Origin of the sequence: Rhizobium sp. NZLR8 (genome assembly GCF_019685025.1) — a bacterium.
GTDB lineage: Bacteria > Pseudomonadota > Alphaproteobacteria > Rhizobiales > Rhizobiaceae > Rhizobium.
The window spans coordinates 138,326-163,204 of the sequence record NZ_JABDVY010000010.1; the positions used below are offsets into that span (position 1 = coordinate 138,326).

The 24,879-nt window shown below is 55.4% G+C and carries 24 protein-coding genes and 3 pseudogenes; 15 read left to right on the forward strand and 12 right to left on the reverse strand.

Annotation, left to right across the window (positions count from 1 at the left end):
* Positions 1-5 precede the first annotated feature (5 nt).
* The gene (locus HJB89_RS21625; protein ID WP_077988166.1) at positions 6-560 is read right to left on the reverse strand and encodes an acyl-homoserine-lactone synthase; all 555 of its coding nucleotides are present in this window, start codon (positions 558-560) and stop codon (positions 6-8) included.
* A gap of 576 nt (positions 561-1,136) precedes the next feature.
* Here HJB89_RS21625 and HJB89_RS21630 point away from each other — a divergent pair.
* From HJB89_RS21630 to HJB89_RS21640, 3 genes are all read left to right on the forward strand, one after another.
* Complete coding sequence (locus tag HJB89_RS21630; RefSeq protein WP_077988165.1) at positions 1,137-1,832, forward strand: protein rhiA; 696 nt, start codon at positions 1,137-1,139, stop codon at positions 1,830-1,832.
* A 232-nt stretch (positions 1,833-2,064) separates the two neighbouring features.
* Positions 2,065-2,541, forward strand: coding sequence for a phage tail protein (locus HJB89_RS21635; RefSeq protein WP_342588335.1), 477 nt, complete (start codon positions 2,065-2,067; stop codon positions 2,539-2,541).
* A gap of 88 nt (positions 2,542-2,629) precedes the next feature.
* Positions 2,630-3,079 carry a protein rhiC gene (locus HJB89_RS21640; RefSeq protein WP_077988163.1) on the forward strand — a complete coding sequence of 150 codons (450 nt, stop codon included), beginning with the start codon at positions 2,630-2,632 and terminating at the stop codon, positions 3,077-3,079.
* 219 nt (positions 3,080-3,298) lie between these two features.
* Here the strand turns inward: HJB89_RS21640 and HJB89_RS21645 are convergent, their stop codons facing one another.
* A complete protein-coding gene (locus HJB89_RS21645; protein ID WP_077988162.1) occupies positions 3,299-4,042 on the reverse strand; it encodes a LuxR family transcriptional regulator in 744 nt (247 codons plus the stop codon).
* 348 nt (positions 4,043-4,390) lie between these two features.
* Here HJB89_RS21645 and HJB89_RS33635 point away from each other — a divergent pair.
* Positions 4,391-4,498 (forward strand): annotated as a pseudogene (locus HJB89_RS33635) (IS6 family transposase); the annotation flags it as partial.
* A 25-nt stretch (positions 4,499-4,523) separates the two neighbouring features.
* On the opposite strand, the gene HJB89_RS21655 reads toward HJB89_RS33635, so the two are convergent.
* Positions 4,524-5,174, reverse strand: a complete 651-nt coding sequence (locus HJB89_RS21655; protein WP_131646312.1) for an outer membrane protein — start codon at positions 5,172-5,174, stop codon at positions 4,524-4,526.
* Between the two features lie 937 nt (positions 5,175-6,111).
* Between HJB89_RS21655 and HJB89_RS21660 the strand changes: the two are divergent.
* The 5 genes and pseudogenes from HJB89_RS21660 to HJB89_RS21680 form a co-directional block, all read left to right on the forward strand.
* A pseudogene (locus HJB89_RS21660) lies at positions 6,112-6,353 on the forward strand (SfnB family sulfur acquisition oxidoreductase); the annotation flags it as partial.
* A 317-nt stretch (positions 6,354-6,670) separates the two neighbouring features.
* Positions 6,671-7,525 carry a calcium-binding protein gene (locus HJB89_RS21665; RefSeq protein WP_077988161.1) on the forward strand — a complete coding sequence of 285 codons (855 nt, stop codon included), beginning with the start codon at positions 6,671-6,673 and terminating at the stop codon, positions 7,523-7,525.
* Positions 7,526-7,574: 49 nt separating this feature from the next.
* Positions 7,575-7,736 carry a hypothetical protein gene (locus HJB89_RS21670; RefSeq protein ID WP_020048089.1) on the forward strand — a complete coding sequence of 54 codons (162 nt, stop codon included), beginning with the start codon at positions 7,575-7,577 and terminating at the stop codon, positions 7,734-7,736.
* Between the two features lie 146 nt (positions 7,737-7,882).
* The gene (locus tag HJB89_RS33815; protein WP_376767662.1) at positions 7,883-8,227 is read left to right on the forward strand and encodes a Mu transposase domain-containing protein; all 345 of its coding nucleotides are present in this window, start codon (positions 7,883-7,885) and stop codon (positions 8,225-8,227) included.
* Positions 8,148-8,544, forward strand: a pseudogene (locus HJB89_RS21680) (ATP-binding protein); the annotation flags it as partial. The gene HJB89_RS33815 and the pseudogene HJB89_RS21680, both read left to right, overlap by 80 nt.
* A gap of 20 nt (positions 8,545-8,564) precedes the next feature.
* Here HJB89_RS21680 and HJB89_RS33330 read toward each other — a convergent pair.
* From HJB89_RS33330 to nodD1, 8 genes are all read right to left on the reverse strand, one after another.
* The gene (locus tag HJB89_RS33330; protein WP_245315075.1) at positions 8,565-8,855 is read right to left on the reverse strand and encodes a transposase; all 291 of its coding nucleotides are present in this window, start codon (positions 8,853-8,855) and stop codon (positions 8,565-8,567) included.
* Between the two features lie 345 nt (positions 8,856-9,200).
* Positions 9,201-10,649 (reverse strand): efflux transporter outer membrane subunit, encoded by a 1,449-nt coding sequence (locus tag HJB89_RS21690; protein WP_077988160.1) that lies wholly within the window; start codon positions 10,647-10,649, stop codon positions 9,201-9,203.
* A gap of 167 nt (positions 10,650-10,816) precedes the next feature.
* Positions 10,817-11,302, reverse strand: coding sequence for a MaoC family dehydratase (locus tag HJB89_RS21695; RefSeq protein WP_018068343.1), 486 nt, complete (start codon positions 11,300-11,302; stop codon positions 10,817-10,819).
* A 77-nt stretch (positions 11,303-11,379) separates the two neighbouring features.
* Positions 11,380-13,206 (reverse strand): glutamine--fructose-6-phosphate transaminase (isomerizing), encoded by a 1,827-nt coding sequence (gene glmS, locus HJB89_RS21700; RefSeq protein WP_131714755.1) that lies wholly within the window; start codon positions 13,204-13,206, stop codon positions 11,380-11,382.
* A gap of 575 nt (positions 13,207-13,781) precedes the next feature.
* Complete coding sequence (gene nodL / locus HJB89_RS21705; protein WP_131714754.1) at positions 13,782-14,354, reverse strand: nodulation O-acetyltransferase NodL; 573 nt, start codon at positions 14,352-14,354, stop codon at positions 13,782-13,784.
* A 380-nt stretch (positions 14,355-14,734) separates the two neighbouring features.
* Positions 14,735-15,946 (reverse strand): beta-ketoacyl synthase, encoded by a 1,212-nt coding sequence (locus HJB89_RS21710; protein WP_077988157.1) that lies wholly within the window; start codon positions 15,944-15,946, stop codon positions 14,735-14,737.
* Entirely contained in the window at positions 15,947-16,225 is a 279-nt protein-coding gene (locus tag HJB89_RS21715) for an acyl carrier protein (RefSeq protein ID WP_077988156.1), read from the reverse strand.
* Positions 16,226-16,887: 662 nt separating this feature from the next.
* Positions 16,888-17,820, reverse strand: a complete 933-nt coding sequence (gene nodD1, locus HJB89_RS21720) for a transcriptional regulator NodD1 (RefSeq protein WP_131645740.1) — start codon at positions 17,818-17,820, stop codon at positions 16,888-16,890.
* Positions 17,821-18,071: 251 nt separating this feature from the next.
* On the opposite strand from nodD1, the gene HJB89_RS21725 reads away from it, so the two are divergent.
* The 6 genes from HJB89_RS21725 (at position 18,072) to nodX (ending at position 23,775) form a co-directional block, all read left to right on the forward strand.
* Positions 18,072-18,662 carry a NodA family N-acyltransferase gene (locus HJB89_RS21725; RefSeq protein WP_077988154.1) on the forward strand — a complete coding sequence of 197 codons (591 nt, stop codon included), beginning with the start codon at positions 18,072-18,074 and terminating at the stop codon, positions 18,660-18,662.
* Positions 18,659-19,309 carry a chitooligosaccharide deacetylase NodB gene (nodB, locus tag HJB89_RS21730; RefSeq protein WP_077988153.1) on the forward strand — a complete coding sequence of 217 codons (651 nt, stop codon included), beginning with the start codon at positions 18,659-18,661 and terminating at the stop codon, positions 19,307-19,309. Before HJB89_RS21725 ends, nodB begins: the two co-directional genes overlap by 4 nt.
* Positions 19,310-19,331: 22 nt before the next feature.
* Complete coding sequence (gene nodC, locus HJB89_RS21735; RefSeq protein WP_131714753.1) at positions 19,332-20,609, forward strand: chitooligosaccharide synthase NodC; 1,278 nt, start codon at positions 19,332-19,334, stop codon at positions 20,607-20,609.
* A gap of 37 nt (positions 20,610-20,646) precedes the next feature.
* Positions 20,647-21,681 carry a nodulation factor ABC transporter ATP-binding protein NodI gene (gene nodI / locus HJB89_RS21740; protein WP_077988227.1) on the forward strand — a complete coding sequence of 345 codons (1,035 nt, stop codon included), beginning with the start codon at positions 20,647-20,649 and terminating at the stop codon, positions 21,679-21,681.
* Between the two features lie 3 nt (positions 21,682-21,684).
* A complete protein-coding gene (locus tag HJB89_RS21745; protein WP_131714752.1) occupies positions 21,685-22,464 on the forward strand; it encodes an ABC transporter permease in 780 nt (259 codons plus the stop codon).
* A gap of 255 nt (positions 22,465-22,719) precedes the next feature.
* Positions 22,720-23,775: a nodulation protein NodX gene (gene nodX, locus HJB89_RS21750; protein WP_409201830.1), complete on the forward strand. Its 1,056-nt coding sequence runs from the start codon at positions 22,720-22,722 to the stop codon at positions 23,773-23,775.
* A gap of 232 nt (positions 23,776-24,007) precedes the next feature.
* On the opposite strand, the gene HJB89_RS21755 is transcribed toward nodX, so the two are convergent.
* On the reverse strand, positions 24,008-24,754 hold the full coding sequence (locus HJB89_RS21755) for a glutamate acetyltransferase (protein WP_245506370.1): 747 nt from the start codon (positions 24,752-24,754) through the stop codon (positions 24,008-24,010).
* Positions 24,755-24,879 lie beyond the last annotated feature (125 nt).

Consider the following 24,879-nt stretch of genomic DNA (forward strand, 5'->3'; position numbering starts at 1 on the left):
ATTGCCTAAAACGTCTGCGGAAAGGACGATGGGATGACTTCGAGCGGCACGACTAATTCTTTTTCGAAAGTGCTAGGCTCTGAGAGGATGTGTGTTTGCCACCCGTTGGCATGCAACGAGTTTATCAGCTTTGGGTGCGTCTCGCCGATGAGCGAGGTAATGCCAGCAACGCGGCAAAACTCCATCAACCCGATCATCAAAACACGCGATACTGGAACCCCGTCAATCTTTTCGTCACCGCTTGCGACCGCCCACCGCGTCCATTCGAAAACGTCGTGCGACCTTGGCCACTTTTGACCTCGCATGATTTGCGGGTAGACGGTTGAGAGAAGATGTGGCTGCACAGTAGGAAGGAGCCGAGAATACCCGATCACCGCATTGTTCTTGAGAACGCTAAAATGAATAGCGCAATCGTGATCGAACTGATCTATTTCCCGTCTGTCACTCTTGCGTAACGCCTCCCACCCACGTCGTTCCACAAATTGCTGGTGTCGAAATCGCCAGATTTTCTCCATGATTGCGGCGTTAGCCCGAGAGTGCCCAATGCAAATCTTGATCATCGCTACCTGACCCCCGGATCACTATGCACGATCTTTCGGTCCTTCAAAATGAGTAGAATTACTCACCTCTGCGCTGGGGCGAGGATGATTGGCGACTTTCTCGCGCAGCATTCGTCGCGCAATCATGATTTGAATCCGGACAATCCCGCGCGGCGTGGGAAGGCGGTTTCGGAAAGATCGGGCAACGGGTTTAGAATGCCGACATCTCGTGCCGCTAGAGTGAAATTGCAGAGCATCGGTGTGCTCAAAGACGCCTAAAGGCTCGATCGAGCCGGCTCTCAGGCCGCTTTTCGTTTGGTGTGATTGCGTTAGAAAACCATCTCGGCCGGTGCTTATCTGCTACCGACTAAATAGGCTTCGACCGCTCTTACCGTCCCCGGTCTCGGGGGCATGGCTGTGGGTTAATGGTAGTCTGTCAGGGAGTATATCTACTCATTTACGTCACCCAGAAATACTTATAGCTGAATTGGTGCCTCCAATAACACTCGCCTCAGTTGGAGCTGGGCAAAGAAGCGGTCCAAACGATTGGATCAGTCCTGGCGTGAAGATAGAAAATCAGCGGAAAGGGAGAATCAAATGTCCTTGCATGTCAGCTACGTAGACAAGGAAATGACGGATCATGCCCGTGCATCTCAGCCGGGAAGCGCGGCGCTTGCCCAAGGAACGCAATATTCGTTGCTGTTGAAGAATCGATCGGCGCAACCTTGGACCTTCTATGTCTATCAAAAGATGCCTCAACCTGTTGCCAATGTCTTCTCTTTGGCATGGTTCTGCTCTCCGTATAAAATTCGGGTTGGCAATCAAATCAAATTCAGTTGGGAGCTCGCCTATAATTTCGTCTGGAGCGACACGGGACAACTGATTCCTGGCGTGGACTTTCTTTCCTCCGGGGTGGAGGACTGCAGCCCCAGCGGGAGAAACACCACTACTTTTTCATTAAGTGATGGACCTGGCCTGACCGCGCCGATCAAGGGTGATCCTGCAGGATCATTGGTCATTAACGATGCTGCCAATGTGCCAAACAACCGGTTCTCCGTGGGCATCGGCATGTCCGGAACGGGAACTTATGTTGCACAAGCGGGCACCAATCTGCTCCACACGTTCACGCCAACTCCGAGCTATTGGATTGCGGCGGGAACAAATGTGAATATCGGCTCGGTGCTCAGTATCGACACGATCACCCAGACCAGGGAAGCCAAGTTTCCCTCTGCCGTCTTCAATCTCGTAGGCGTGCTCCAAGAGGACAATACCTGGGATATCAACCCGGCTTGATGGCAAGGTGAATAGGCATCAGCTCCGCCCGTCAGGGCGGAGCTGATGCCTGGGAGTACCTGTTGTTGATAATAATTGGCATTCCTTCCCTCACGCATCAATCTTGACCGAGGAACCAAAGATGTTTGCAGGGCCTCCAATCGGTGCGGTCTGTCCCTTTGCGGGGCAAGTTGCCCCCATCTCGAGCTCGGTCAATACAATCTGGAGCAACACACCATGCGCAAGCTCTGGCGTGGCTACGGGTACAAATGCGGAAGCTCCTATCAGCTACGTCGAAGCCCAGGGATGGATGCTTTGCGATGGACGCTATCTCAGGGCAGCCGCCTATCCAGAACTCTACGCCGTTCTCGGCGGACTCTATGGAGAGCGGAATTCTACGGCCGATCTGGAATTTCGGATTCCAGACTACCGTGGGCTGTTCCTGCGCGGTTTCGATGCCGGTGGCGGTATGGACCCTGACGCGAAACGACGGCTAGATCCAACCGGCAATAATGTTGCGAATGTTGTTGGATCACTCCAATGCGATGCTCTGCAAGTTCACGCGCATCCCTATGAGATAACGACGCCGGCGGGAATTTCGCAACAGGGCAGTGCCGCCGGAACTTCCATTTCAAGCAAATCGACAGGCTTGCCGGAAAGTCCGGCACGCACCGCTCTTGAGACGCGTCCCAAGAACGTGGCCGTGAACTACCTGATCAAGTTTCGGTAACTTGAAAGGCGCGCAGGTCCTTTCATTCGATTCAGAGACATCGGTCCGGAAGCGACATCTTGCCGGCCGGCAAAAGAGGAGAAGTTTGATGACTGATACTTTGAGAGCTTTCGGATGCCTTGCTGCTTTCGCTCTGACCGTCACCTTCGCGCAGGCGGCAGCGGCTGAGGAGCATCAAAAAGGCAAGGTCGCGGCGAAGCCCGTAGAAACTGGCATCGTGATCCGCGGCGTCACGCTTGCCGGCCCGGTTGGAAATCCGGGAACGTCAACCGGAAAAACATGCGACTTCAGCGGTGAGCCTGTGGATCCATCCGGACGTTTGGAGGGGGCAAGCGTCAACTGCAGGCCAAATGGCAACCAGGCGAATACATTGCCAGGGCTACCCGCACGCTTTAACGCGTATTGCATGATAAATGCGCCGGTCAAAAGTGCGCGGCTAATCCAAGCTGCCCGACCAGAAAATGCCAACCACTGCGACCTGTCGGGGATCACCCCAAAAGACGCGACTGGTCAATTCGGGGGGGCCGTCTGGCGGTAGGCGGTCATTGGACGACTTCTGAGGAAACAAATTCAAAGCACGTCCTCGCAGTCACCCAATGGATGCTCTCTGCTCGACCTACCGAAAACTGTGTTGCGCCTGTCTATCAATTCAGGCGCTGATTTAGCTCTGCATTTCAATGGGGCTACTATCTGATCATGATGGCTGTCGTGGACCCAACAGGCCCGATCTTTGAAGTGGCCCGCAACTCCATGTGTTTCAGCGAATGATTCTGAGACGAAAGCTTTCGGCAATCATCTGAGGTGTATTAACCACATTGAGCTTTCGCTGGATGTTCAAAATGACATTTTGAATGGTTCGATGGGATCGTCCGAGAATCGTTGCGATCTCTATTGCTGTTTTGCCTGCGGCACACCAATGGATGATTTCGCGCTCTCGCGTTGTGATCATGGGTAAGGCCTGAATTTTTCGACTGGCATCATTCCCAATTTGGGCGCGGAGCAAGCTGTGTGTGTGAGCCCCCATCAGATAAAGCGCGCTTCGGTCGGAGGTTGAGAGCTCTACCTTTTCCGCTCCAAAACTGACAATCGATTGAAACCCAGCGGCAGTGTGTATAGGAACGCTGAAGCCGTCAATCAACTTGAATTCGCGTGCCTCATTCATGACGCGACGGCTCTGCCGATCGAGTTTTTGATCTCGCAGAGCTTCCGACCAAACAAATGCGTGATCACATGTCTTGCTAAGCTGCACTATGGGGTCGGCGTGGATATAATTGTTTTCACGATAGCGATCAAACCACCCGGCTGACCAATTGCCCAATACGAAATAGGGTTCAATTCGCTCCGGAGGCGAGGGGATTCCGGATATCGCGAAATAACTAAACCCGAAATATTGTGAAATTTTTCCAAGTAGGAGCAACACATCGTCTTTGCTCTTTGCACTGGCTGACTCTGACAGGAAATCGAACACCAGATTCGAGACCGCTGAGGATCCTTCCTTCACGACAACCTCCGGTTCGGCGCAAGATTAACTTCGTCATAGTGCCCAGTTCGGTGGGCGGCTAACTCTGAAAACCATATTAGATACCCTTGATATATACAACCAAAAATCGCATCTTCCAGACGGGATCGTCGTCGGCAACCGTTTGGCGCCGCTCGTCTGAAAAACAATTCGAGCCGTCAATTTTAACCGAGTGCGTCAGCCCGATCGCTTAGCTTGGCATTGACTCGGAACCGTACGGCAAATGACTGACAACTTCGAAGCAGGGCCTGTGGCAAATTTTGGCGCTTAACGGTATGTGGACCATGGGACGAGAGATTGTCCCTCCAAAAGTTGTGGAGCGAACCGACGATTCTGAATGCGATTACCGAAAAGCTGAAGCGGCAACCGATGGAAGATTTCAAGGGCCGGCATTTCGAGGCATGGCCGATCGTGCGGGCGGTTGCCTGGTGTTTGCGTTTGCTCAAGGCTTCAGACGAGTTCGTCAGAAGCGAAAGTTAAGGCCCGCCTCAATTACATTATCGTTGAGGTCGGACTTCGAGCTGATGCCTCCGCTCGTGGTCGGGACGGCGTTGTTAATGACGTAGTTGTACTCGATCTTTGCCGACACGCCGCCCGAAAACGCGTGCTCGACGCCGCCACCGAAGAGGTAGCCCTGTTTCCAGCTATCCGGCCCGGATTTCCGTTTGTCCGATCCGGATACGAGGCGGCGGCCCTCGAACTCGGTCGTTGTGACGCCCGCGGTGCCGTAGACGAAAGTGCGATCCAAGCCCAGGCCAGCCTTCGCTTTCGCGCCACCGCGGAAGCGGCTTTCCACGTTGCCGCCGGGCACACGCACTTCGTTGTTCAAGTAAGAGCCTTCCAGTTCGGCGCCGAAAACGCCCGATCCAGCCTGGAAATTGTAACCTACCTGAGCGCCCACCGCTGGGGCGCGACCATTGTTGAACGGGTTGAATTTGGAGGCTGCGACACCTCCATGAAGACCGGCGTAAGCCCCGGCCCACGAGAAGGTTCCCGGTGCGTCATAAGAGGGGGCGCTCGGAACGCTGTGGTCAGCTAGATCGGCCGCCGACGCGCCGCATGCCATTAGCGTCAAGACACCTACGGAGAAGATTTTTCTTTTAATTAGCGACATATGTAACTCCATAACGAGCGAAACTAACATCCGGTGCTGGGCTGGACGCCCAAAGTCTGCAGGCCCCGCCTTACCCGCGGAGAGGGCATCATCAGCTTCCATGAGAAAAGCCAAATCGCTCGACTGGATCAAGTTTCGCATCGCGTCCGCTGGGTCTTGGGTCGACCCGACGCTCTTTGGGACATAGGAGGCGTTGTCCCTGCTGTGCTGGAGCCTTCCTCCTGGACCATAGCCGACGTTCCTCCCTGCGACAGCCCTTCGCCTGTTGAATATTTCAGCATTGTCATACCTGCTTTCATAAGCAGACTCTCTACAATTACCTGATTTAAGGCAAGAGACGCAGAGGATATATTTAAGAATATATTCGTTTATGTTATATCAAAAACGGGAATGGATTGATACTTCACCGTTTAAAGGAAAATATACGACAATATATTTTCATATATATTATGGTTTATTTTCCAGCTGGTGGCACAAGCATTTGCCGCGCCAACAAAATTAGGCTCGCACAACGAAAGCGCGACTGTAGCTGACCTTATGCCACGACAGAATTCACGACGCTCGTCCGGGCGGCCAGATCCGCAGAGCGTCCCTGCCACTCCTGGTCCAGGAGCCTGTAATCCGCAGCGAGTCCAGGAGCCTGTATTTCGCAGTGATATGATCGTCGGTCAGCCACTGGGTGGGGCCGAGCGGTTGCCGACCTGCGGTGCGATGCCCGACCCCGAGGCCGGTTCAGCCGTCTGGCAACCCCCGAGTGATGGGTGAGACGCCCGTCCGACTCCCACCCCGCCGTGTTGGCTCACCGTTGGTGGAGAAGCGTGTCATAGGGACGCGTCGGGTCGGCTTGAGGATATTCACAACATTGACGGCGTCGTCGGGACCAGTATCTCGGCGCTGTTCCTGCTGGTGATCAGCATCGCCAATTTGTTCTTCCCGAACCGTTGCGGAAGCCCAGATCGTTACCGCCGAAGCGAAGATACTCTCCACCGAAATCGCGATTGCGGCCACAAGTTGTTCGAGCTGGCAGGAACGCGCTCAACCCCTGCAGAGCACGGACTTGATCGCCACTGGCGCAACGCCCGCACCCATACTCTGCACGACCCGGTCCGCTGGAAGTACCCCATTTTGGGTAAGTATTTCCTGAATGGCGAGAAGCCACCGCTCCATGCCTGGAGCTGAGGATTCCGATCTGCAAAGCACCTAAGATCAGGTGCTCTGCAGATTATGTCTGCAGCGCATACGAGGGAGGAAGCTTTCGCCTTCGTCAACGAGGTGTCGCGGACATTGTTGCCGCTGCTTGGCCGCCGATTGTCATCGCCCCAAGTCTTTTTTCATATTCTGCCGGCCACCGCGAAGGGCGCACGGTGCCGCCGAGATAAACATTTTCGCATCCGTCATTCAAATAGGTCATATCAAAACAATGGATTTCACTAATTCGCTCTTGGAAAAGATAAGGGGCACAGGCGGCGCCCGTTGCCTAATAAGGAGTATATGCGATGAATATCAAAGGCAGTGATAAAGGCGGTTTTATTTGGGGATCCAATCTCAACGACACTATCGATTGCGGCAAGAAGAATGACTGGATTGATGCCGGCGACGGCGATGATCGGATCAAAGCTGGTGACGGCCAAGACTACATCATGGCCGGTCCGGGCCATGACACTGCCTACGGCGGGAATGGCTCAGACGTAATCCATGCCGACGGTGGTGACGATCTCTTGTACAGCGACGCCTCCTACCCCTTATACGTCACCGACCCTCACCGCGTAATACCGCATAGCGGCGAGGGCGATGACGTGCTCGACGCCGGCCCTGGCCGCGATATACTTGTGGCTGGTGACGGCGCAGATGTTCTGACTGGCGGCGACGACGGCGACGCCTTCGTGTTTCGGTTCCACAACCCTATGGTTGGAACAACGCACTGCTATACGAGTGTGATGGATTTCGACACGAAGCAGGACCGCTTTGTCCTGGACGCCGCAGATTTCGGTGGTGACCGGAATCTGTTTGATGCAAATTTCATCAATCATTCCAAGGGCTTTCCGGGCGAATTTGTGGACACCTTCTACAACGGCGCGGCCGAAGGCGCGCACGGCGAGCATGTCGTGGTAATCACTGATCGAGGCTTTGCGTCTGCCGCTGCCGCCGCGACTGCTATTGATCACGAAGCCCCCGGTGACATCATTGTCTACCATGATGAAAAAACTCTCGGTCAAGATGGCAAAACTCACGGTGCGACACTAGCCTATGTTGATTCTGCGAACCACGCGCATGCCTTCGCTCATGTCGACAATCTGCACGACATGTCGGATCTTACCTCGCTCACGGCGGAAAATTTCGGCTTCATTTAATTGAAGATCCGAGGAGCGTTCCACCCTTGGGGCGCTTCTCTTTTCCAACATGGCGCAGGGAACTGAAAATAGAAACGACGTGATTTTATTGATCGACTGCACCAGTAAAGGTACGCCATTGAAACAAGTTCTCGTCGCCGATGACGACGCCGCCATGCGCCACCTGCATCCTGGGGCGGTTGCGCAAGCTGACTTTCTTCTCGCTGGCTGAGGCCAATGCCGCTATTGGCACTTGATCGCATCAACGATCACCTCATGCGTCGATTGGGTGTTACCCGGCGGCAAGTATTTGAACGTGTCGAACGTGCTGCGCTCGCTAGCCTCCCGGGTTGAAACTACGAATTCGCCGAATGGCGTCTGGTCCGTGTCTCGACCGATTATCACGTCGAGTTCAAAAGCTTCTTTAGTTCCGTCCCCCATGCCCTCATTCGCCAGCAGGTCGATCTTAGAGCAACGGCGCGCACCATCGAGATCTTTTACCGCGGCAAGCGCATCGCCGTCCATCAGCGCCGCTATGGCGGCTGTCGTCATGGAGCCGACCCAGATCACATGCCCAGTTCCCACCGGCGATACGCTGAGTGGACACCAGATCGCTTTCGGCGCTGGGCCGCATCCATCGGTCAAAGCATGCCGCGAGGATTTCTCCGTTGCATACCACCGCGTTCCCCGGCTGTTCGCCACGCTCGCGCTTGCAAGGGGTGACGGGCGATACGGCAGAATCCCCAAATCTATCGCCAAGACCGACCTGCTGATCCTCGATGACTGGGGACCGGAAAAACTCAACGATGATCAGCGCCGCGATCTTCTCGAGATCATCGAAGACCGCTACGAGCGTCGCTCGACGATCGTCACAAGCCAGGTGCCCCTGGATCGCTGGTGGGAAATTATTTCAAATCCAACGCCGCCGATGCGATACTGGATCGCCTCGTTCACAACGCCGAGGCATCGATCTCATTGGCGAAAGTATGCGCAAACAGCGTTCACCGATGGCGCTTGAAACACAGCAAAGCTTGACCTGACACAAAACCCGATCCAAACATCAAACAGACCCAGGATCAGCCCGAAAAATGGCCGGCTTCAAATCGGAATCGGTGGCCGGTTTCATCGGAATACGCACCCAATGCAACATCTGAAGATCGACCTGATCGGCTTGCTTAATGCCAACGAAGCGCATCGTCGGTCGCCTTGCAGCTTCTGCGATCGCCGCAGCATCGATGATGTCATTCTTGTTCGATTTTACATAGACTTCACTGCGCCGGGATGATGCGGACGGAATGCCCCATCGTCTGCAACTTAACGCAAGCCATTGGGAACCCGGACGGGATTCCATTCCGACAAGCGTTCTGTTCGCTCGTTCGAAGAACTGCAGTAGCGTCTCGCGCCGGAACTATCCAGGCCGACCACGGGAAAGAGGTTCTTTCCGATATCGATGCCGAAGACGGCGCATTGGCGCAGTTGGTTGCGATCCATAATTTCAGCCCTCCTTTGCCCACCTCCGTTATGCTCTCGGGAGACAGGGCGGACCATCCCATTAGCTCTAAGCCCTGCTCGTAAGCGGGAGGTGGTGAAGGGCATGTGCCGCGATTGGACGACCTCCCGGCCGGCGCCAATACAACTCAGGCGCTGGCGCGCTAATGACGTGATCAGGTTAAACCATCCCGCATCCAGCGCTCGGCTATTGCGAATGTGCGGATTGGATGTTTGCATTTGCGGCTGCAACCGTCGAGGCCTCCCTGGGTGACGCGACTTTGGGAGCCGCAAAACCACCGCGGATTGCTACATTCAACCGCACGTGATCCTTGGCCAGTTGTTGGATCGCCGCAGCGAGGCTCGCCTGAGCGCTGGACACCTGCCTTTGCGCTTCGAGAACATCGAGGAGAGAAGAGGCACCATCCGTGTACGAGGCCGTCGAAAGCTTCAGTGCTTCTTCGATCGTTTCTACTTGCCTGCGACGTGAGTTCTCTGTGTGAACGTCGCGTCGGATGGCTGTCAAAGCGTCCTCGACTTCCTGCACAGCTGTCAGGACGGTTAATTTCCAGCTTATGTAGGCTGCTGCGGCGTCCGATTTAGAAGTCTCCACGTTTGACCGCAAACGGCCGCCGTCCAGAATTGGGAGGTCAAGGCTCGGCCCGAAGGACCATTTCAAGATACCCCCGTGACGGCCGCGCTGCTTGATATAGGAAGGGGTGATCGAGCCGGAGAGCGTTATCGCGGGGTAAAGCTGTGCTTCCGCCACGCCGATCTGTGCAGTCGCGGCGGCGAGATCCCGTTCAGCCTGGCGAATATCGAATCGATTGCGAATAAGATCGGCGGGAATGCCGGCATTGATCTTTCCGCGATAGACCGGCTGCCCTTCACTTTTCTGCAGTTGCTTGATCACTGTTTCCGACGGCAAAGCGAGGAGGGCCGCAATGTGATGCGCCGACACGCGAAAATTCAGTTCTAGCCTTGGTATTTCGGCAATCGTCGATCGGACAAGTCCTTCGGCTTGCAAGACATCCAGCCTGGAAGCCGCTCCCGCTTCGACTTGAAAATTCGTGAAATCGTAGGTCTCCTGGCGGGACTTCAGGTTCGCTCGGGAAATCGAGACGCGCTGCTGGTAGTACCGGGCGTCGATGTAGGAGGAAACAAGATCTTTGATTAGAGCTAGCTTTGCGGCGTCGACAGCCGCATGCGCAGAATCAAGAGAAGCCAGTGCGCTTTCAGTGCTGCGCCGGTACTGACCGAATACGTCCAGCAGCCAGGTCAACGATAGTTGCACGCTGGAGATATTCTGTGTGCTCGTGACATCTCCCCCTTTGCCGATCTCGCCGCTTGTCGTGTGTGATGCCTTGGGAAGGCCCCCGGCGCCAGCGATGGTGACGTCCGCGGCGGCGGCATTAACCCTTTCGAGCGCCTGCTGAACGCTGAGGTTCTCATCCAGGCCGGAGGCAACGTACTGGTTGAGCGTACGATCTGAAAACGAATCCCACCACGCCGACACCGCAACATCGCCGGCGCTCTGTTTTGCACCCTCGGAAAACTTCTCCGGCAAAGGCGTTTCCGGCGGTGCATGGTCGGGCCCGAGCATGCAAGATGACAAAAGTAGCGGCAACACCGCAGCGGCCAGACGGAACGAATGCAATTAATCAGCCTCCATTACAGCGAAATTCAACTCAAACCCGTTTCGCCTGCCCGAAGGATGATGCCAGCGCGCAATTGCCGACGCAGCAGATCGAGAATTCCGGCGTGACACTACGAAATCGCGTGCAGCCAAAACAACAAGTCGACACCCGCTGGCGCGAGCTGGCGTCAAATCCCTTTAGGCCTGTCGTTCGGGTCAAACTGAATGATCGTGATCCAATTGGCAGTGAGTGCCGGTCGGTTCTCGTTCTCGATCTCGACCGTCACCTCGTAGGTGGTCACCAGCATGCTTGCGCCGCGAAATTGACATTCAGAGAGAACGAAGCGACCGCGCACACGACTGCCGGTCTTGACCGGTGACATGAAACGCACCCGGTCTAAGCCGTAGTTAAGGCCCATGGTCTGCTCGCGGATCCTTGGCATGCCGCTGAAGTTCATCGCCGACAGAAGCGAGAGTGTCAGGAAGCCGTGAGCGATCGTGCCACCAAACGGGCTTTCGACTGCCGCGCGTTCCGGGTGCACGTGGATGAATTGATGATCGTGTGTCGCGTCGGCAAAGAGATCGATTGTAGTTTGATCAACGGTGATCCATTCGGATTTGCCGAGTTCCTGGCCAATTCGCGACGGCACGTCGGCGAGCGAAAGTTCGTGCATTCGACCTCACTTATTTGATGACTGATCAAGTCGTGGATTTTCCCGGAGGCGAGCTGCGATTTAACCAATCGTCACAATCATTCGACTGTGACTGACTTAGCTAGATTCCGCGGCTGGTCCACATCTGCCCCCATGACCACCGCCGTGTGATACGCAAGAAGCTGTAGCGGCAGAGCAAAGATCATCGGCGCGATAATCTCCTCGACATTGGGTAATACGATAGTGTGCATGGTGGGGAGTTTCGACATCGAAGCTCCCGTCTCGTCGGTGATCAGAATGATGCGGCCGCCGCGGGCGGCCACTTCCTGCATATTGGAGACAGTCTTATCGAAGAACCGATCATGTGGCGCGATGACGATGACTGGCATATTTTCATCGATCAGGGCGATCGGACCGTGTTTTAATTCTCCTGCTGCATAACCTTCAGCATGGATATAGGAGACCTCCTTGAGCTTCAGCGCACCTTCCATAGCCAATGGGAAACTCGTGCCGCGGCCGAGATAGAGCACGTCGCGGTAATGCGACAATTCCCGTGACAAGAGCTCGATCTTCGGCTTGATGTCGTTCAGCACCTGTCGCATAACGCCCGGCAACGTCGCCAAACTTTGGACGAGCACTTGTTCCTCGTCGTCCGTGATTGTGCCCCGCGCCTTGCCCGCGCCGATGGCTAGCGCAGCGAGAACAGCAAGCTGGCATGTGAATGCCTTGGTAGAAGCAACGCCGATCTCTGGCCCGGCGAGGATCGGAAAGATGGCATCTGCCTCGCGGGCAATTGTTGATTCTGGGGTATTGACGACAGCACCAATTCTCAGACCTTGTGCTTTGCAATACCGGAGCGATGCAAGCGTGTCAGCCGTCTCACCAGATTGAGAGATGAAGAGCGCTGCCGACCGTGGCGACAATGGGATTTCGCGATAGCGGAATTCGGAGGCGACATCAATCTCTACCGTCAAGCGTGCGTAGCGCTCGAACCAATATTTGCCAATCAGTCCCGCAAGGTATGCAGTGCCGCAGGCAGAAATTGCGAGGCTCTCAACCCTGGCAAAACCGATGTCGGTTGAAATGGCTTTGACATGATTTTCGTTGACATTGATGTAGTGACCAAGAGCACGGGCGAGGACCTCGGGTTGCTCGTAGATTTCCTTCTCCATAAAATGCCGGTGATTTCCCTTGCCGACCAGGCCTGCGGTAGCAAGCGATATGTGCCGTGGGCGCGTGACGACTTTGCCTTCGATATCGAAAACCTGGACACTCGTTTTGCCTACAACAGCCCAATCGCCATCGTTCAGATATGTGATGTCATTGGTGAACGGAGCAAGAGCGATCGCGTCGGAGCCTAGAAACATCTCACCATCGCCATGGCCTATCACTAATGGTGGTCCATTGCGCGCTACCATAATGGTCGCGGGATCATCCTCAAACAGGATGGCAAGAGCGAAGGCGCCCTTGACGCACTTCAGCATGGCATGCATGGCCTCAAGGCATCCCATGCCATCCCGACGGAATTTTGTCAGGAGATGCGCAATCACCTCGGTATCCGTGTCGGTCTGGAACTTGGCCCCTACCTCTGCCAATCCGTCTTTCAGCTCGGAGAAATTTTCGATGATGCCGTTATGAACAACGGCTACGCCATCGGCAAAATGCGGGTGTGCGTTGCATTCTGTCGGTGCGCCATGGGTCGCCCAGCGCGTGTGGGCGATGCCGACGGTGCCGCTCAGGGGCTCTTTTTTCAATCTCGTTTTAAGGTTCACGAGCTTGCCTTCTGCGCGGCGTCGGTGCAATTCTCCCTCGCAGATCGTAGCAACGCCGGCTGAATCATAGCCACGGTATTCCAGTCGCTCCAAGGCTTCTATCAGCCGCTCCGACACGGGCTTCCGTCCCACTATGCCAACAATCCCACACATGCTCGTCACCCATGTCCCAAGAGCCCCCGACCGGTAATCAGGAAGGCGGACGCCGCTCGTTGCGTGTCCTCCAGCGGGTGCTATTAAATCCAAACAGATTAGTAAAATTGATTGTTGCGATAGCTATCATCCACGATATGGATGTCGCGCACTCGGGTTGCGTCGGTTAGACGCTGTAGGCAGCGAACGACGCCTTCTGCAAACTGTCGACTGATAAGCTACGCCCGGGGTGTTGGGCGCCTGCCTCTGAAAATGTTCGCGCCAACACGAATTGCTATTTGCCGACGACATGCCGCCAATTGTCTTTCATCGGCGCACGGACTGAAAGGCAATTCGTTTTTCTGCAGGTGAAGCGGTATGTGTCTGCGGGCTGACCCTAAGGCGTAGTTGCCCCTTTGCATGCAAACGTGATCACGAATCGGTCAGCAGGACTGCCCAGCCGCATTTGCAAAGAGGTTGGCGTCAGAGTGAAAGTGCCGACAGTTTGAACCGCAGGGGCCATGGCGGCCCAGAAGTTCCGTTCGCACAAGCAAAGAAACTACCTCTTACCGCCGGATTTAACCCGACGCCTGGTTTTAGGATTTTGGCAAGCGTCCACCAGCCTTGACCCGAGCTGGATTTCCCATGGCCGTGCTTCCTGCAGGAACATCTCGCGTGACCACACTACCAGCGCCAATGACAGCGTGATCGCCAATCGTCACCCCCGGGAGAATGATTGCTCCACCGCCAATCCAGGCGTGCCTGCCAATGCTGACAGGTCGTCCCAACTGCAGTCCAGCCTGGCGCTGCTCTGGAGCATGTGGATGGTCCGCGGTATAAATTTGCACAGCAGGGCCTATTGCGGTTCCGTCACCGATAGTCACCGCTGCCACGTCAAGGATGACGCAGTTGTAGTTGATGTAAACCCAAGCTCCTAACCGGATGTTAAACCCGTAATCGCAGTGGAACGGAGGACGAATAACCGCTCCAAGCCCGACTGCTCCCAATCGTTCTAAAAGGAGCGCATTCCACCGCTCGGCGGAGTCGCCCAGCGTGTCATTATACCGCTTCAACCAAGCCCCGGTGAGGAGCAGCTCGGCTTGGATCTCGGGGTCCGCTGCGTTGTACATTTCGCCTGCCAGCATCTTCTCTTTTTGGCTGCGTGTCATCGTCACTTCTCAGATCTTGTTCGCGGGAGGACGGTACTTGAGTGCGACTACTTCGCGATCAAGCTAGCTAGCACCTGGCACGATATCGGGCGGAGGCGGAGGTGGAATTCATAGTAACACTCCTTGTTCGTGGCAGAAAGGATGAGGCGTCAACTTTAGTCGACCAGCGAGCCGAGTGAGAACTCCCGCGACGAGAATAGTCAGGCTCCAGCTCCCCCGCGACACGTGAAAGCTGAATAACGTGGCTGGGCGGAGGACCATTTTTCAGATGCGCGAGTATCTGGGGAATTGGAGCTAGACCTTGCTGAGACGGGAATCGGGGTGCTTGCTTCAAGCATGTGCCGCTGGCCCTACAAGGGGTCAATCGTGACGATCCCACTTCATTGCACCTGCTTGAACGCAAGGACAGCATTCATGCCGCCCATGGCGAAAGCGTTGCTCATGGCCACGCGCACCCTGCGCTCCCGGGGCACATTTGGCGTGATGTCCAAATCACAATCGGGATCTGGCTCGCGATAGTTGGCCGTCGGCGGCACGACACCTTCTTGGATCGCCATCACGCAAGCAATCATTTCGAGCGCACTTGCTGCCCCGAGGCAGTGCGCGTGAGTGGATTTGGTGGAAGAGATGGAGATCGATCGAGCATAGTCACCAAAGACACGCTTAATCGCCATCGTTTCGATTTGATCGTTGGCCTTGGTGCCGGTGCCATGGGCGTTGAGGTAGTCCACGTCCTCGGCGTTTAGGCCCGCATCAACAAGGCAGGCGCGCATCGCCGCCTCCGGCCCATGCACAGCTGGTGCAGCGATGTGGTAGGCATCGGCGGAAAGGCCGATGCCGGCGACCTCGGCAAGCATCGTTGCACCGCGGGCGGCGGCATGCTCATAGCTTTCCAGCACGGCCATGCCCGCACCCTCGCCCAAAACTAGTCCTTTCCTGTCGGCGGAGAATGGCCGGCAAGTATCTGGAGCGAGTACGCGCATTGCTTCCCATGCCTTAAGCACGATCCACACGAGTGGCGCGTCGCTTCCTCCAGCTAGCATAACGTCCGCCCTACCGAGCTTGATCTGATCTACCGCTGAAGCGATCGCATGGTTGGCCGAGGCGCAGGCAGAGGTGGCACCGAAGACTGGCCCCCGCAGCCCGAGGTTCATGCTTACCTGACAGGCAGCCGCGCTAGGCATTGCCTTTACCCCAGTGAATAGCTCAGTGCGGGTCGCGCCGCCCAATAGGAGGGTGCGGTAGGCCTTCTCGGTAGCGTCCCAGCCGCCAAAGCCAACGCCCACTGTCGCGCCGAAACGGTGGGCATTTCCTTCATCGCACGAAAGGCCGGCCTGTAGCATGGCTTCTTTAGCTGCAAGCACGGCAAGCAGGCTGAAGCGGTCCATGGAGATGAGCTGCTTGCGATCAATGTCGTGTTGAGGCAGCACCTTGATCTCGGTCCCGATCATCCCCTTCAGCTCATGAATCTCTGAGTTTGAGATCGGGCCGATGGCGGAGCGGCCTTCGCGCATCTCCGTCCAGATAGAGGAAGCATCGGTGCCCAGTCCGCACAGTCCGCCCAATCCGGTGATAACGACGCGCCTGTCCATTCAGACCTCCTTGGTGAGCAAGCCACGGACGGCTTCCACCACGTCGCCGATATTGTTGAGGTTCGACCAGGCATCGGCCGTATTCATCTCAATCTTAATGCCGTAGATTTGCTCCAGATCCCAAAGGACATCGGCCAAACCCAGCGAATCGATGCCAAGCGAAGTCAACTCAGTGTCAGTCGTTATTTCGCCGAGCGCTACGGTCGTTCTCTCGCCGTTTTCAGCTTTGACGAGCTTATTGATCGCACTGATAATTTCCAGTGTGAGTTGATCAGCCATTTGTATTCCTTTCCATCATGCCTAATTTCGACAAACCGACGGCCTTGCGAGAAGGCTCGATCTAATTGCTGATAACATCGGAAGATGTTCCGGCTCGTTATGCGAAACGACGACAGAAACCGATAAACTTACCGGAACGTCACCGCGCGGTTGCCCTGCTATGGATCATATGGAATGATTGGTAAAATTGATTGTGTGGATCAAAAGCATCCACGCTATGGATTGTGACTCGGGCATCGCCGCGGCTGAATTCATGCGCCGGCGCAGTTGCAAACCCTCCAGGAAAAGCGTGATTACGCGGTTCGAAAGTATTGAGCTTGGCCGCTTTCCCGGGCCGGCGCGTTGTCAGTGCGGCGCAGAAAGCATGTGCGGGAGGTCGGTGAAGTCGCCGCGACATGATGCTGGTTTTCAGCAATGAGCCGAACATAAGTGACAGGAATAAAGTTCTGATCACTTTTGCATTAAGCCAGGGAAAGCAAACAAATGGCACCTTCTCAGGTAGAAACCATCGCTCTCGGCATAATGGCTTCGATCGCTAGATGAGCTGAGGCAGCGGGGCCTGCCTGTAACGTGATGCCTCGTTTGGGGACCGAATGCATAGGTTCCAATGATCAGCGTCCATTCCAACTACTGCGGCTGTGAAACGAACCAGGCGGTGCCGCTTACGACGTACAACTTTTCGTCTCAGATTCCATGCGCGAAGCCTCTCGGACCATAATCTCGCGCATCCATATGTTTCCAGGATCAGAGTTGTGAAGAGCCGGCCATTGGACAGCCTCAGTGAACGAAAGAAGTGGCAAAGGATGCTCGATGATCCGCAGGGGGATAGTTTGTTCGTAATGTTTGACCAGCCGCAGGGGGATGGTTGCTATTCGATTAGTGCCTGACAGCAACGGTGGGATCAAGTTAAACCCCGGGACAACGAGTTCAATACGCCTCTTGAGGCCGTGCTGCAGCAATAACCATTGCTCAACGGAAGGCTTAAGACCACGTCCGAACTTAGCCGCAACATGTCCCATGGACATATATTGCTCCAGGGAGAGCTTCCCTTGCAACTGCTCGTTCGTAGGGCAGCCGACGCACACCAGTCTCTCTTCGAAAAGCCTTGCCTTCGGATGGGCGCCAGACATGAATAGATCGGGTAGGATCAGAAAATCAACATCCCCGCGGCGGAGAAGCTCCTCGGGATCGTCGTCAAGTGGCAGCAACTCGAAGCTGACCCCTGGCGCCTCCCGAGCTAAGCGCACTATGATTTTTTCGAAGAAGACCAAGGCCATGAAATCTGAAAGGATAATTCTGAATCGGCGGTCGGACTCCGCAGGGTTTATTGGATCCCATGCGATGACGGAAAGCTGAATATGCAAGAGGGCCTCGCGAACAGCGGGGGCAAGTGCCTCTGCACGCGGGGTCGGAATTAGCTCCCGTCTCTGCATGATAAAAAGGTCGTCGTTGAAATAGGCGCGCAACCTGGAGATGGCAGCGCTCATGGCGGGTTGGCTGAGGTTGATGCTGCGTGCCGCTGCTGTGAGCTTGCGCTCGGTCATTAGAGCGTCGAGCGCTACAAGAAGGTTGAGATCAAGGCCTTTAAAACGCATGAGTGTATATCCATTCCATAGATGATTGCCATCCAAACAATCAATTTTACCAATCTTTCGGATCACTTATAGAAAAGCCGGAACTTGATCAATATCAAGGCCGGGAACGAAAAATCGAAATGCCGGGCAAGGGCCCGATTTCAATTCTTTACTTCTCCTAACCGCTCGATTGTCTAACCGGCAATCCAATAGTCGTGTGCATCTCGCGGCTTTGATCGTGGCTGGGTGAAGAAACAACGTGGAGCTTTTGCATGTCTTCTGAAGTGCGATGGAAAATATGCTGGGAAAATGAGCTGGAAGCTTCGGACCACGCGGAACTCGCTGATTTTTTTTGCAAGACCTATGGGCCGACGGGAGCTTTCAATGCCAAGCCGTTCGAGACTGGCCGAAGCTGGGGTGGTGCGAGGCCCGAACGCCGCGCGATCGCATATGACTCGCGCGGCGTCGCTAGCCACATGGGCTTGTTACGCCGCTTCATAAAGGTCGGTACGACTGATTTGCTTGTGGCCGAGCTAGGCCTGTACGGAGTGCGACCGGATCTGGAAGGATTAGGCATCGCTCACTCGGTCCGCGCCATGTTTCCGGTTCTGCGCGAGTTGAGCGTTCCATTTGCTTTTGGAACAGTTCGCCACGCCATGCGGAATCATATGGAAAGATACTGCCGAGACGGTGCCGCCAATATGATGACCGGGCTACGTGTGCGCTCCACGCTTCCAGACGCGCATTCCGACCTGCCAGCCACGCGCACTGAAGATGTCCTCGTATTGGTAGTTCCCGTCGACCGTCCGATGACGGAGTGGCCTGCGGGCTCGTTGATTGAACGAAATGGGTCGGAACTATGAAGCGGCCTGCCTATATGAGCGAAGTACCGGTCAATCGTACAAGCGGCCAGGAAGATCGCTGCGTTTATTTGACGTTCGATGATGGTCCTAATCCATACTGCACGCCGCAAATCCTTGATGTTCTAGCTGAGCACGGTGTCCCGGCGACATTTTTTGCTATCGGTTCATACGTGAAGGATCACCCCGACCTCATTCGGCGTCTTGTGGCGGAAGGTCATGATGTCGCCAATCATACCATGACGCATCCCGACCTCGCCACCTGCGATCCCAAGGATGTCAAACGTGAAATAGACGAGGCGCATCAAGCTATTGTCTCGGCCTGTCCCCAAGCCTTGGTCCGGCACTTACGAGCGCCTTACGGGGTTTGGACTGAAGACGTGCTTTCAGCATCGATGAGGGCTGGACTTGGAGCAGTTCACTGGTCGGCCGACCCTAGAGATTGGTCTTGCCCGGGCGTCGACGTGATCGTTGATGAGGTGCTTGCGGCTGCTCAGCCTGGTGCAATCGTGCTTTTGCACGACGGGTGTCCTCCCGATGAGGTTGAGCAATGCTCGCTTGCCGGATTGCGTGACCAGACGCTTTTAGCACTCTCTCGAATTATTCCGGCACTGCATAGCCGCGGATTCGAAATTCGCCCGCTTCCCTGAAACACTGGACAAACGAGAAACCATGACCCTGCTCGCAACAACCAGCATCGCCGCCGTCTCGCTTTATGCAATGCTCTCCACCGTTTACAAGAGCGCGCAGGTTTTTCATGCTAGGCGGACAACGATCTCAACAACACCTGCGAAAGACATTGAATCCACCCCCGTGCCGAGCGTTGATGTCATCGTGCCGTGCTTCAACGAGGACCCAATCGTTCTTTCGGAATGCCTCGCGTCGCTTGCGGAACAGGACTACGTCGGAAAATTGCGTATTTATGTAGTCGACGATGGTTCCAAAAATCGGGACGCGGTGGTGGCTCAGCGCGCTGTGTATGCAGACGATGAGAGATTCAACTTCACAATTCTCCCTAAAAATGTTGGAAAGCGCAAAGCGCAAATCGCCGCTATAACCCAGTCCTCTGGGGACCTCATCTTGAATGTGGACTCAGACACGACGATCGCCCCCGACGTCGTCTCGAAGCTCTCCCACAAGATGCGCGATCCAGCAGTCGGTGCGGCGATGGGCCAAATGAAAGCCAGTAACCAGGCGGACACCTGGCTAACTCGCTTGATTGACATGGAGTACTGGCTTGCCTGCAACGAGGAGCGCGCGGCACAAGCTCGCTTCGGTGCAGTTATGTGTTGCTGCGGCCCATGTGCGATGTACCGTCGGTCTGCTATGCTTTCGCTGCTCGATCAGTACGAGACGCAGCTTTATCGCGGCAAGCCGAGTGACTTCGGTGAAGATCGCCATTTGACGATTCTCATGCTGAGCGCAGGCTTTCGAACTGAGTATGTTCCGAGCGCCATCGCGGCGACAGTCGTTCCTGACACAATGGGTGTTTATTTGCGTCAACAACTACGGTGGGCACGCAGCACCTTTCGGGATACTTTGCTTGCGCTCCCCATACTGCCTGGCCTCGATCGGTATCTCACGCTGGACGCAATCGGGCAAAATGGCGGCCTTCTGCTTCTTGCGCTGTCGGTATTGACGGGTATTGGCCAGTTTGCGCTGACCGCCACAGTACCATGGTGGACGATCCTGGTCATTGGATCGATGACTCTTATACGGTGCAGCGTGGCTGCCTATCGCGCCCGCGAACTTAGGTTTCTGGGTTTTGCTCTCCACACGCTCGTGAACATCTTTCTCTTAATTCCCTTGAAGGCCTATGCCCTTTGTACCTTGTCCAATAGCGACTGGCTGTCGCGCGGATCAGTCGCTGTTGCGCCCACTGTTGGTCAGCAGGGCGCCACCAAAATGCCAGGGCGGGCGACATCTGAAATTGCCTATAGTGGCGAGTGATGAACGGGTCACCGCAGCTCAAAATTTGGGACAAGAAATGAACGGGCAATTGGCGAATTTGAAGACGACAATCGCTGATCCGCACCAGGATCATATCATCATATCGGAGCGGCAGGGCCGTTCGAAATTTAAGGCTATAGACTCGCCTTCTGGCTCGTTGTCCCCAGTCGCAATCGACCTGGCCGGCGTTTCGAAATCATATGGTGGTAAAGTCGTCGTCAATGACTTGTCGTTTACTATCGCCGCAGGAGAGTGTTTTGGTCTTTTAGGACCGAACGGCGCAGGTAAAAGTACGATCACCCGTATGATCCTAGGAATGACGTCGCCAAGTGCAGGCAAGATCACTGTACTCGGAGCGCAGGAGCCGGGCCAGGTTCGCTTGGCACGCGCGAAAATCGGGATCGTGTCACAGTTCGATAATCTCGACTTGGAATTCACGGTTCGCGAAAACCTTTTGGTATACGGCCGCTACTTCCGCATGAGCACCCGAGAAATCGAAGCGGTCATCCCGTCTCTGCTTGATTTTGCGAGACTTGAGAGCAAGACGAATACGCGTGTGGCAGACCTATCGGGAGGAATGAAGCGGCGCCTCACTTTGGCGCGTGCGCTCATTAATGACCCACAGCTACTCATTTTGGACGAGCCGACCACTGGTCTCGACCCACACGCGCGACACTTGATCTGGGAGCGGCTTCGATCGCTGTTGGCACGAGGCAAGACAATTCTTCTGACCACCCATATCATGGAAGAGGCGGAGCGCTTGTGCGACCGGCTGTGCGTGCTTGAAGCTGGGCGAAAGATCGCCGAAGGCCGACCGCATGCCCTGATCGAGGAGCAGATTGGCTGTCCCGTGATCGAAATTTATGGTGGCGATCCGCAGGAGCTTAGTCTTTTGATCAGGCCAAACGCTAGGCGACTGGAAATCAGCGGAGAGACCCTGTTCTGCTACACGCCTGATCCAGAGCAGGTGCGCGCGCAACTGCGTGGATATTCGGGCCTGCGCTTGCTGGAGCGTCCACCAAATCTAGAGGATGTCTTCTTGCGGTTAACCGGACGCGAGATGGAGAAGTAGACGATGAGCGTAGCAACATTACCCGCTGGCGGTTTGAACTGGCTCGCAGTTTGGCGCAGAAACTATCTGGCTTGGAAAAAAGCGGCGCTGGCATCCATTCTCGGAAATCTGGCCGATCCCATAATATACCTATTCGGGCTCGGCGCTGGATTGGGAGTGATGGTAGGGCGCGTTGACGGCGTATCGTACACTGCATTTTTGGCGGCTGGAATGATCGCGACAAGCGCGATGACCGCTGCAACCTTCGAGACGATCTATGCGGCCTTTGGCCGAATGCAGGGCCAGCGCACCTGGGAGGCAATGTTGTACACGCAGCTCAGGCTAGGGGATATCGTCGTTGGGGAAATGGCGTGGGCAGCAACTAAGGCGGCGTTGGCGGGCACAGGTATCGGTATCGTCGCCGCCATGCTGGGATACACCCACTGGTTGTGCATTCTCTATGCGCTTCCGGTCATCGCCCTCACTGGCTTAGCCTTTGCGAGCCTTGGAATGGTCGTTACGGCCCTCGCGCCCAGCTACGATTATTTCATATTTTATCAAACGCTGGTCATCACGCCGATGTTGTTTTTGTCAGGCGCTGTCTTTCCCATAGACCAATTGCCCGTAGCATTCCAACAGATAGCGGCCTTCTTGCCCTTGGCACATTCAATAGATGTTATCCGCCCGATGATGCTGGGCCAACCAATCGCCAATGTCTGCCTGCATATCGGCGTTCTCTGCATCTACATAGTCGTACCATTCCTCGTGTCGACCGCATTGCTTCGGCGGCGGCTAATGAGATGATGAATGCCACTTTCACAGTAAGCGGTGCCTTGACCCCACCGTCCGGATCAGCGTGTAATTGTTGATGTTGTTGCCGAACGAGGGCAACCGATCTGACGGCAGAGCTGCAGGCAACAACGCAGTCCACCGCTACACCGAGTTCTGTTCTCAATAAAACGCCAAAAGGTTGCGCGGCATCTGCCCGCGCTGATGGACGTTCATGGGACCATCCAATGAACACTTGAACACTCATCCGGTCACCGGAACAACTTTGACCTGTTAAGGCTCTTTGCCGCCTGCCAGGTGATGTTTAGCCACGCCTGGAATTGGCTTCATCTGGGCGATCCTTTAAACGGCACATGGGTCTTCGATCTGTTGTTTTCGGCGCCGGGTGTTGCGATCTTCTTTGTAATCAGCGGCTTTCTAGTAACGGATTCTTACATCCGATCGTCGTCTGCGGCCTCTTTTTTCGTCAAGCGGTCGCTCCGGATCTTTCCTGCACTGTTCGTCAACATCGCCGTGATGGAACTTGCCCTGCTGGTGACTGGGGGATTAAATGTTACCGGCATCTTGCAGTATCTGTTTTACTTCACAGTCTACATCCTGACCGCTGCACGAATCTGGGCGGTCTACTTCACCTACGAGCCCTACACGATGAGCGGCTTTTACGGCGCCTCGGACCCAAGTGGGGTGCTGTGGACGCTGACGGTGGAGCTGACGTTCTACCTCACCCTGCCAATGCTGTTGGAAATTTGGCGGTGGTGGAAACGAGCAGGGGCCCTAGTCGTTGCCGTCGCCGCTCTCGGGTCTTGGGTCATGGCGCAGCACTTCAACATAACTGATAAGTACAATCCGTTCCTGTCGGTGACAGCAGGCCCGACTTTCTGGATCTTTTCGATGGGAGTTCTTGCTCGGCTTTACTGGCATCGCGTCAGCAAGATCTTCGAAGGCAAGCTCTTGTGGTGGCTGGCAACTCATCTCGCGATAACGTGGTGGGTAGCAGGAACGTCCGCTGCATTCATCTCGATCAACAATGCGGCGCCTGTCGATGCATTCCGAATCGCTGTTCTTGCCGGTTTAGTCCTGTCGGCAGCGCAATCACTTCCGCGCCCTAACCTGTTGCGCGGGCAGGATCTCTCTTACGGGATCTACCTCTACCATATGCTCGTCATGCACACGCTGATCGCCATCGGATGGGTCGGCCACTGGTGGCTCTGGATCGTCGAGCCTGTCGGAACCGTGGCACTAGCCGCTCTATCATGGGCGCTGATTGAACAGCCGGCCATGAAATTTCGCACATCGCTAGTCGCCAGAAGGCTTTCCGTCGCTTAAACGGAAAGCTCCTGTTAAGAGATCGGAACTCCAATGGAAGCTGCCACATTGGGCTGCGGTGTCTGGGATGAATCGGCGTGGGTGAAGGTGACCCCATCCGAGGCCCGGTTGGGCCAGAAGAACCACAGGGGCCGCAAGTCGTTCCGGGTGAAACTGGACCAATGCCCGGCAGCCGGGCGCTTTTGGCGGAGGAGACGCGCTAGTCCATGGTCGCGGATCAAAATAGTCAGGACTACGTGCGGCCAGAGCATCGGGTACGGATATCCTCCATTGAGCTTGACTTGGTGGGCATTTGAATCAATTCAGCGCGGAGGTAGAAGGGCTGGTCGCTCGTCGCCTGGAAGGAGCCGAAGGCCTCGGTGATAGCGGCCTGCGTTTGCTGGTTCGAGAGCTTCAGCTTCGCCGAAACTTGAGTCGAAGCGATGATAAATTTCTCCGGATTTCGGTCCTCCGTTACATCCAGGCACGTCAGACTGAGGTGGATCTCAGCCGTGTCGGATTGATCCAGGATGAGGCAGTTGAACGCTGTCGGCTTTCCAAATTGTTTCAGGTAGGAGCCAATGGATTTCGCCAGTGTGGGCCTTTGGCCTTTACTGGTGCACATCGACGCAAGTTTGTCCGGCAACTCCCCAAGCGGCATTGTGCAGCTCAGCGTTTGCGTCAATTTCATTCTTCCTACTTGATAAGGGACCGTCTGCACGACGTTCTGCCAGGCTCGAGCCTCCAGATTGCGGGAGGCATCTTCCAATAGTGTCTGAATCAAAGCTGAACAAATCTTCTCTGCGTCGAGGGGGCTATTGCTCTTGGGGCCGTTCACGACGAAAAGAGCCGCAGCTGTTCTGGCGAAGGGGTTCATGCCAATTCCTTTCCGGAGCGCCGCGGATATCACCGAACCGATGGGATGAATGCTGTTACAAAGCTTAGGGCTTCCGCCTGGATTGCCGATGAGGCTAGCGTTGCTTCGTTGAATGGCAGCCATCTCGGATCCCTCCTGATTTACGGGCGGCCTCTTGCCGTTAGCCGCCTTCAAGGGATCGGGAACTCGATGCCCTCTATTTCCGGTGTATGCCCGCTTGCGCTTCGCATCGACGCTCATCTATCAAC

Coding starts and splice junctions, on each gene's coding strand:
- nodL (WP_131714754.1), bottom strand. CDS start 14,354: ATGACACGCAGCCAAAAAGAGAAGATGCTGGCAGGCGAAATGTACAAC.
- HJB89_RS21655 (WP_131646312.1), bottom strand. CDS start 5,174: ATGTCGCTAATTAAAAGAAAAATCTTCTCCGTAGGTGTCTTGACGCTA.
- glmS (WP_131714755.1), bottom strand. CDS start 13,206: ATGTGTGGGATTGTTGGCATAGTGGGACGGAAGCCCGTGTCGGAGCGG.
- nodB (WP_077988153.1), top strand. CDS start 18,659: ATGAAGCGGCCTGCCTATATGAGCGAAGTACCGGTCAATCGTACAAGC.
- HJB89_RS21745 (WP_131714752.1), top strand. CDS start 21,685: ATGAGCGTAGCAACATTACCCGCTGGCGGTTTGAACTGGCTCGCAGTT.
- HJB89_RS21640 (WP_077988163.1), top strand. CDS start 2,630: ATGACTGATACTTTGAGAGCTTTCGGATGCCTTGCTGCTTTCGCTCTG.
- HJB89_RS33330 (WP_245315075.1), bottom strand. CDS start 8,855: ATGGAATCCCGTCCGGGTTCCCAATGGCTTGCGTTAAGTTGCAGACGA.
- HJB89_RS21630 (WP_077988165.1), top strand. CDS start 1,137: ATGTCCTTGCATGTCAGCTACGTAGACAAGGAAATGACGGATCATGCC.
- HJB89_RS21755 (WP_245506370.1), bottom strand. CDS start 24,754: ATGGCTGCCATTCAACGAAGCAACGCTAGCCTCATCGGCAATCCAGGC.
- HJB89_RS21715 (WP_077988156.1), bottom strand. CDS start 16,225: ATGGCTGATCAACTCACACTGGAAATTATCAGTGCGATCAATAAGCTC.
- HJB89_RS21725 (WP_077988154.1), top strand. CDS start 18,072: ATGTCTTCTGAAGTGCGATGGAAAATATGCTGGGAAAATGAGCTGGAA.
- HJB89_RS21665 (WP_077988161.1), top strand. CDS start 6,671: ATGAATATCAAAGGCAGTGATAAAGGCGGTTTTATTTGGGGATCCAAT.
- HJB89_RS21670 (WP_020048089.1), top strand. CDS start 7,575: ATGGCGCAGGGAACTGAAAATAGAAACGACGTGATTTTATTGATCGAC.
- nodD1 (WP_131645740.1), bottom strand. CDS start 17,820: ATGCGTTTTAAAGGCCTTGATCTCAACCTTCTTGTAGCGCTCGACGCT.
- nodC (WP_131714753.1), top strand. CDS start 19,332: ATGACCCTGCTCGCAACAACCAGCATCGCCGCCGTCTCGCTTTATGCA.
- nodI (WP_077988227.1), top strand. CDS start 20,647: ATGAACGGGCAATTGGCGAATTTGAAGACGACAATCGCTGATCCGCAC.
- HJB89_RS21710 (WP_077988157.1), bottom strand. CDS start 15,946: ATGGACAGGCGCGTCGTTATCACCGGATTGGGCGGACTGTGCGGACTG.
- HJB89_RS21625 (WP_077988166.1), bottom strand. CDS start 560: ATGATCAAGATTTGCATTGGGCACTCTCGGGCTAACGCCGCAATCATG.
- HJB89_RS21695 (WP_018068343.1), bottom strand. CDS start 11,302: ATGCACGAACTTTCGCTCGCCGACGTGCCGTCGCGAATTGGCCAGGAA.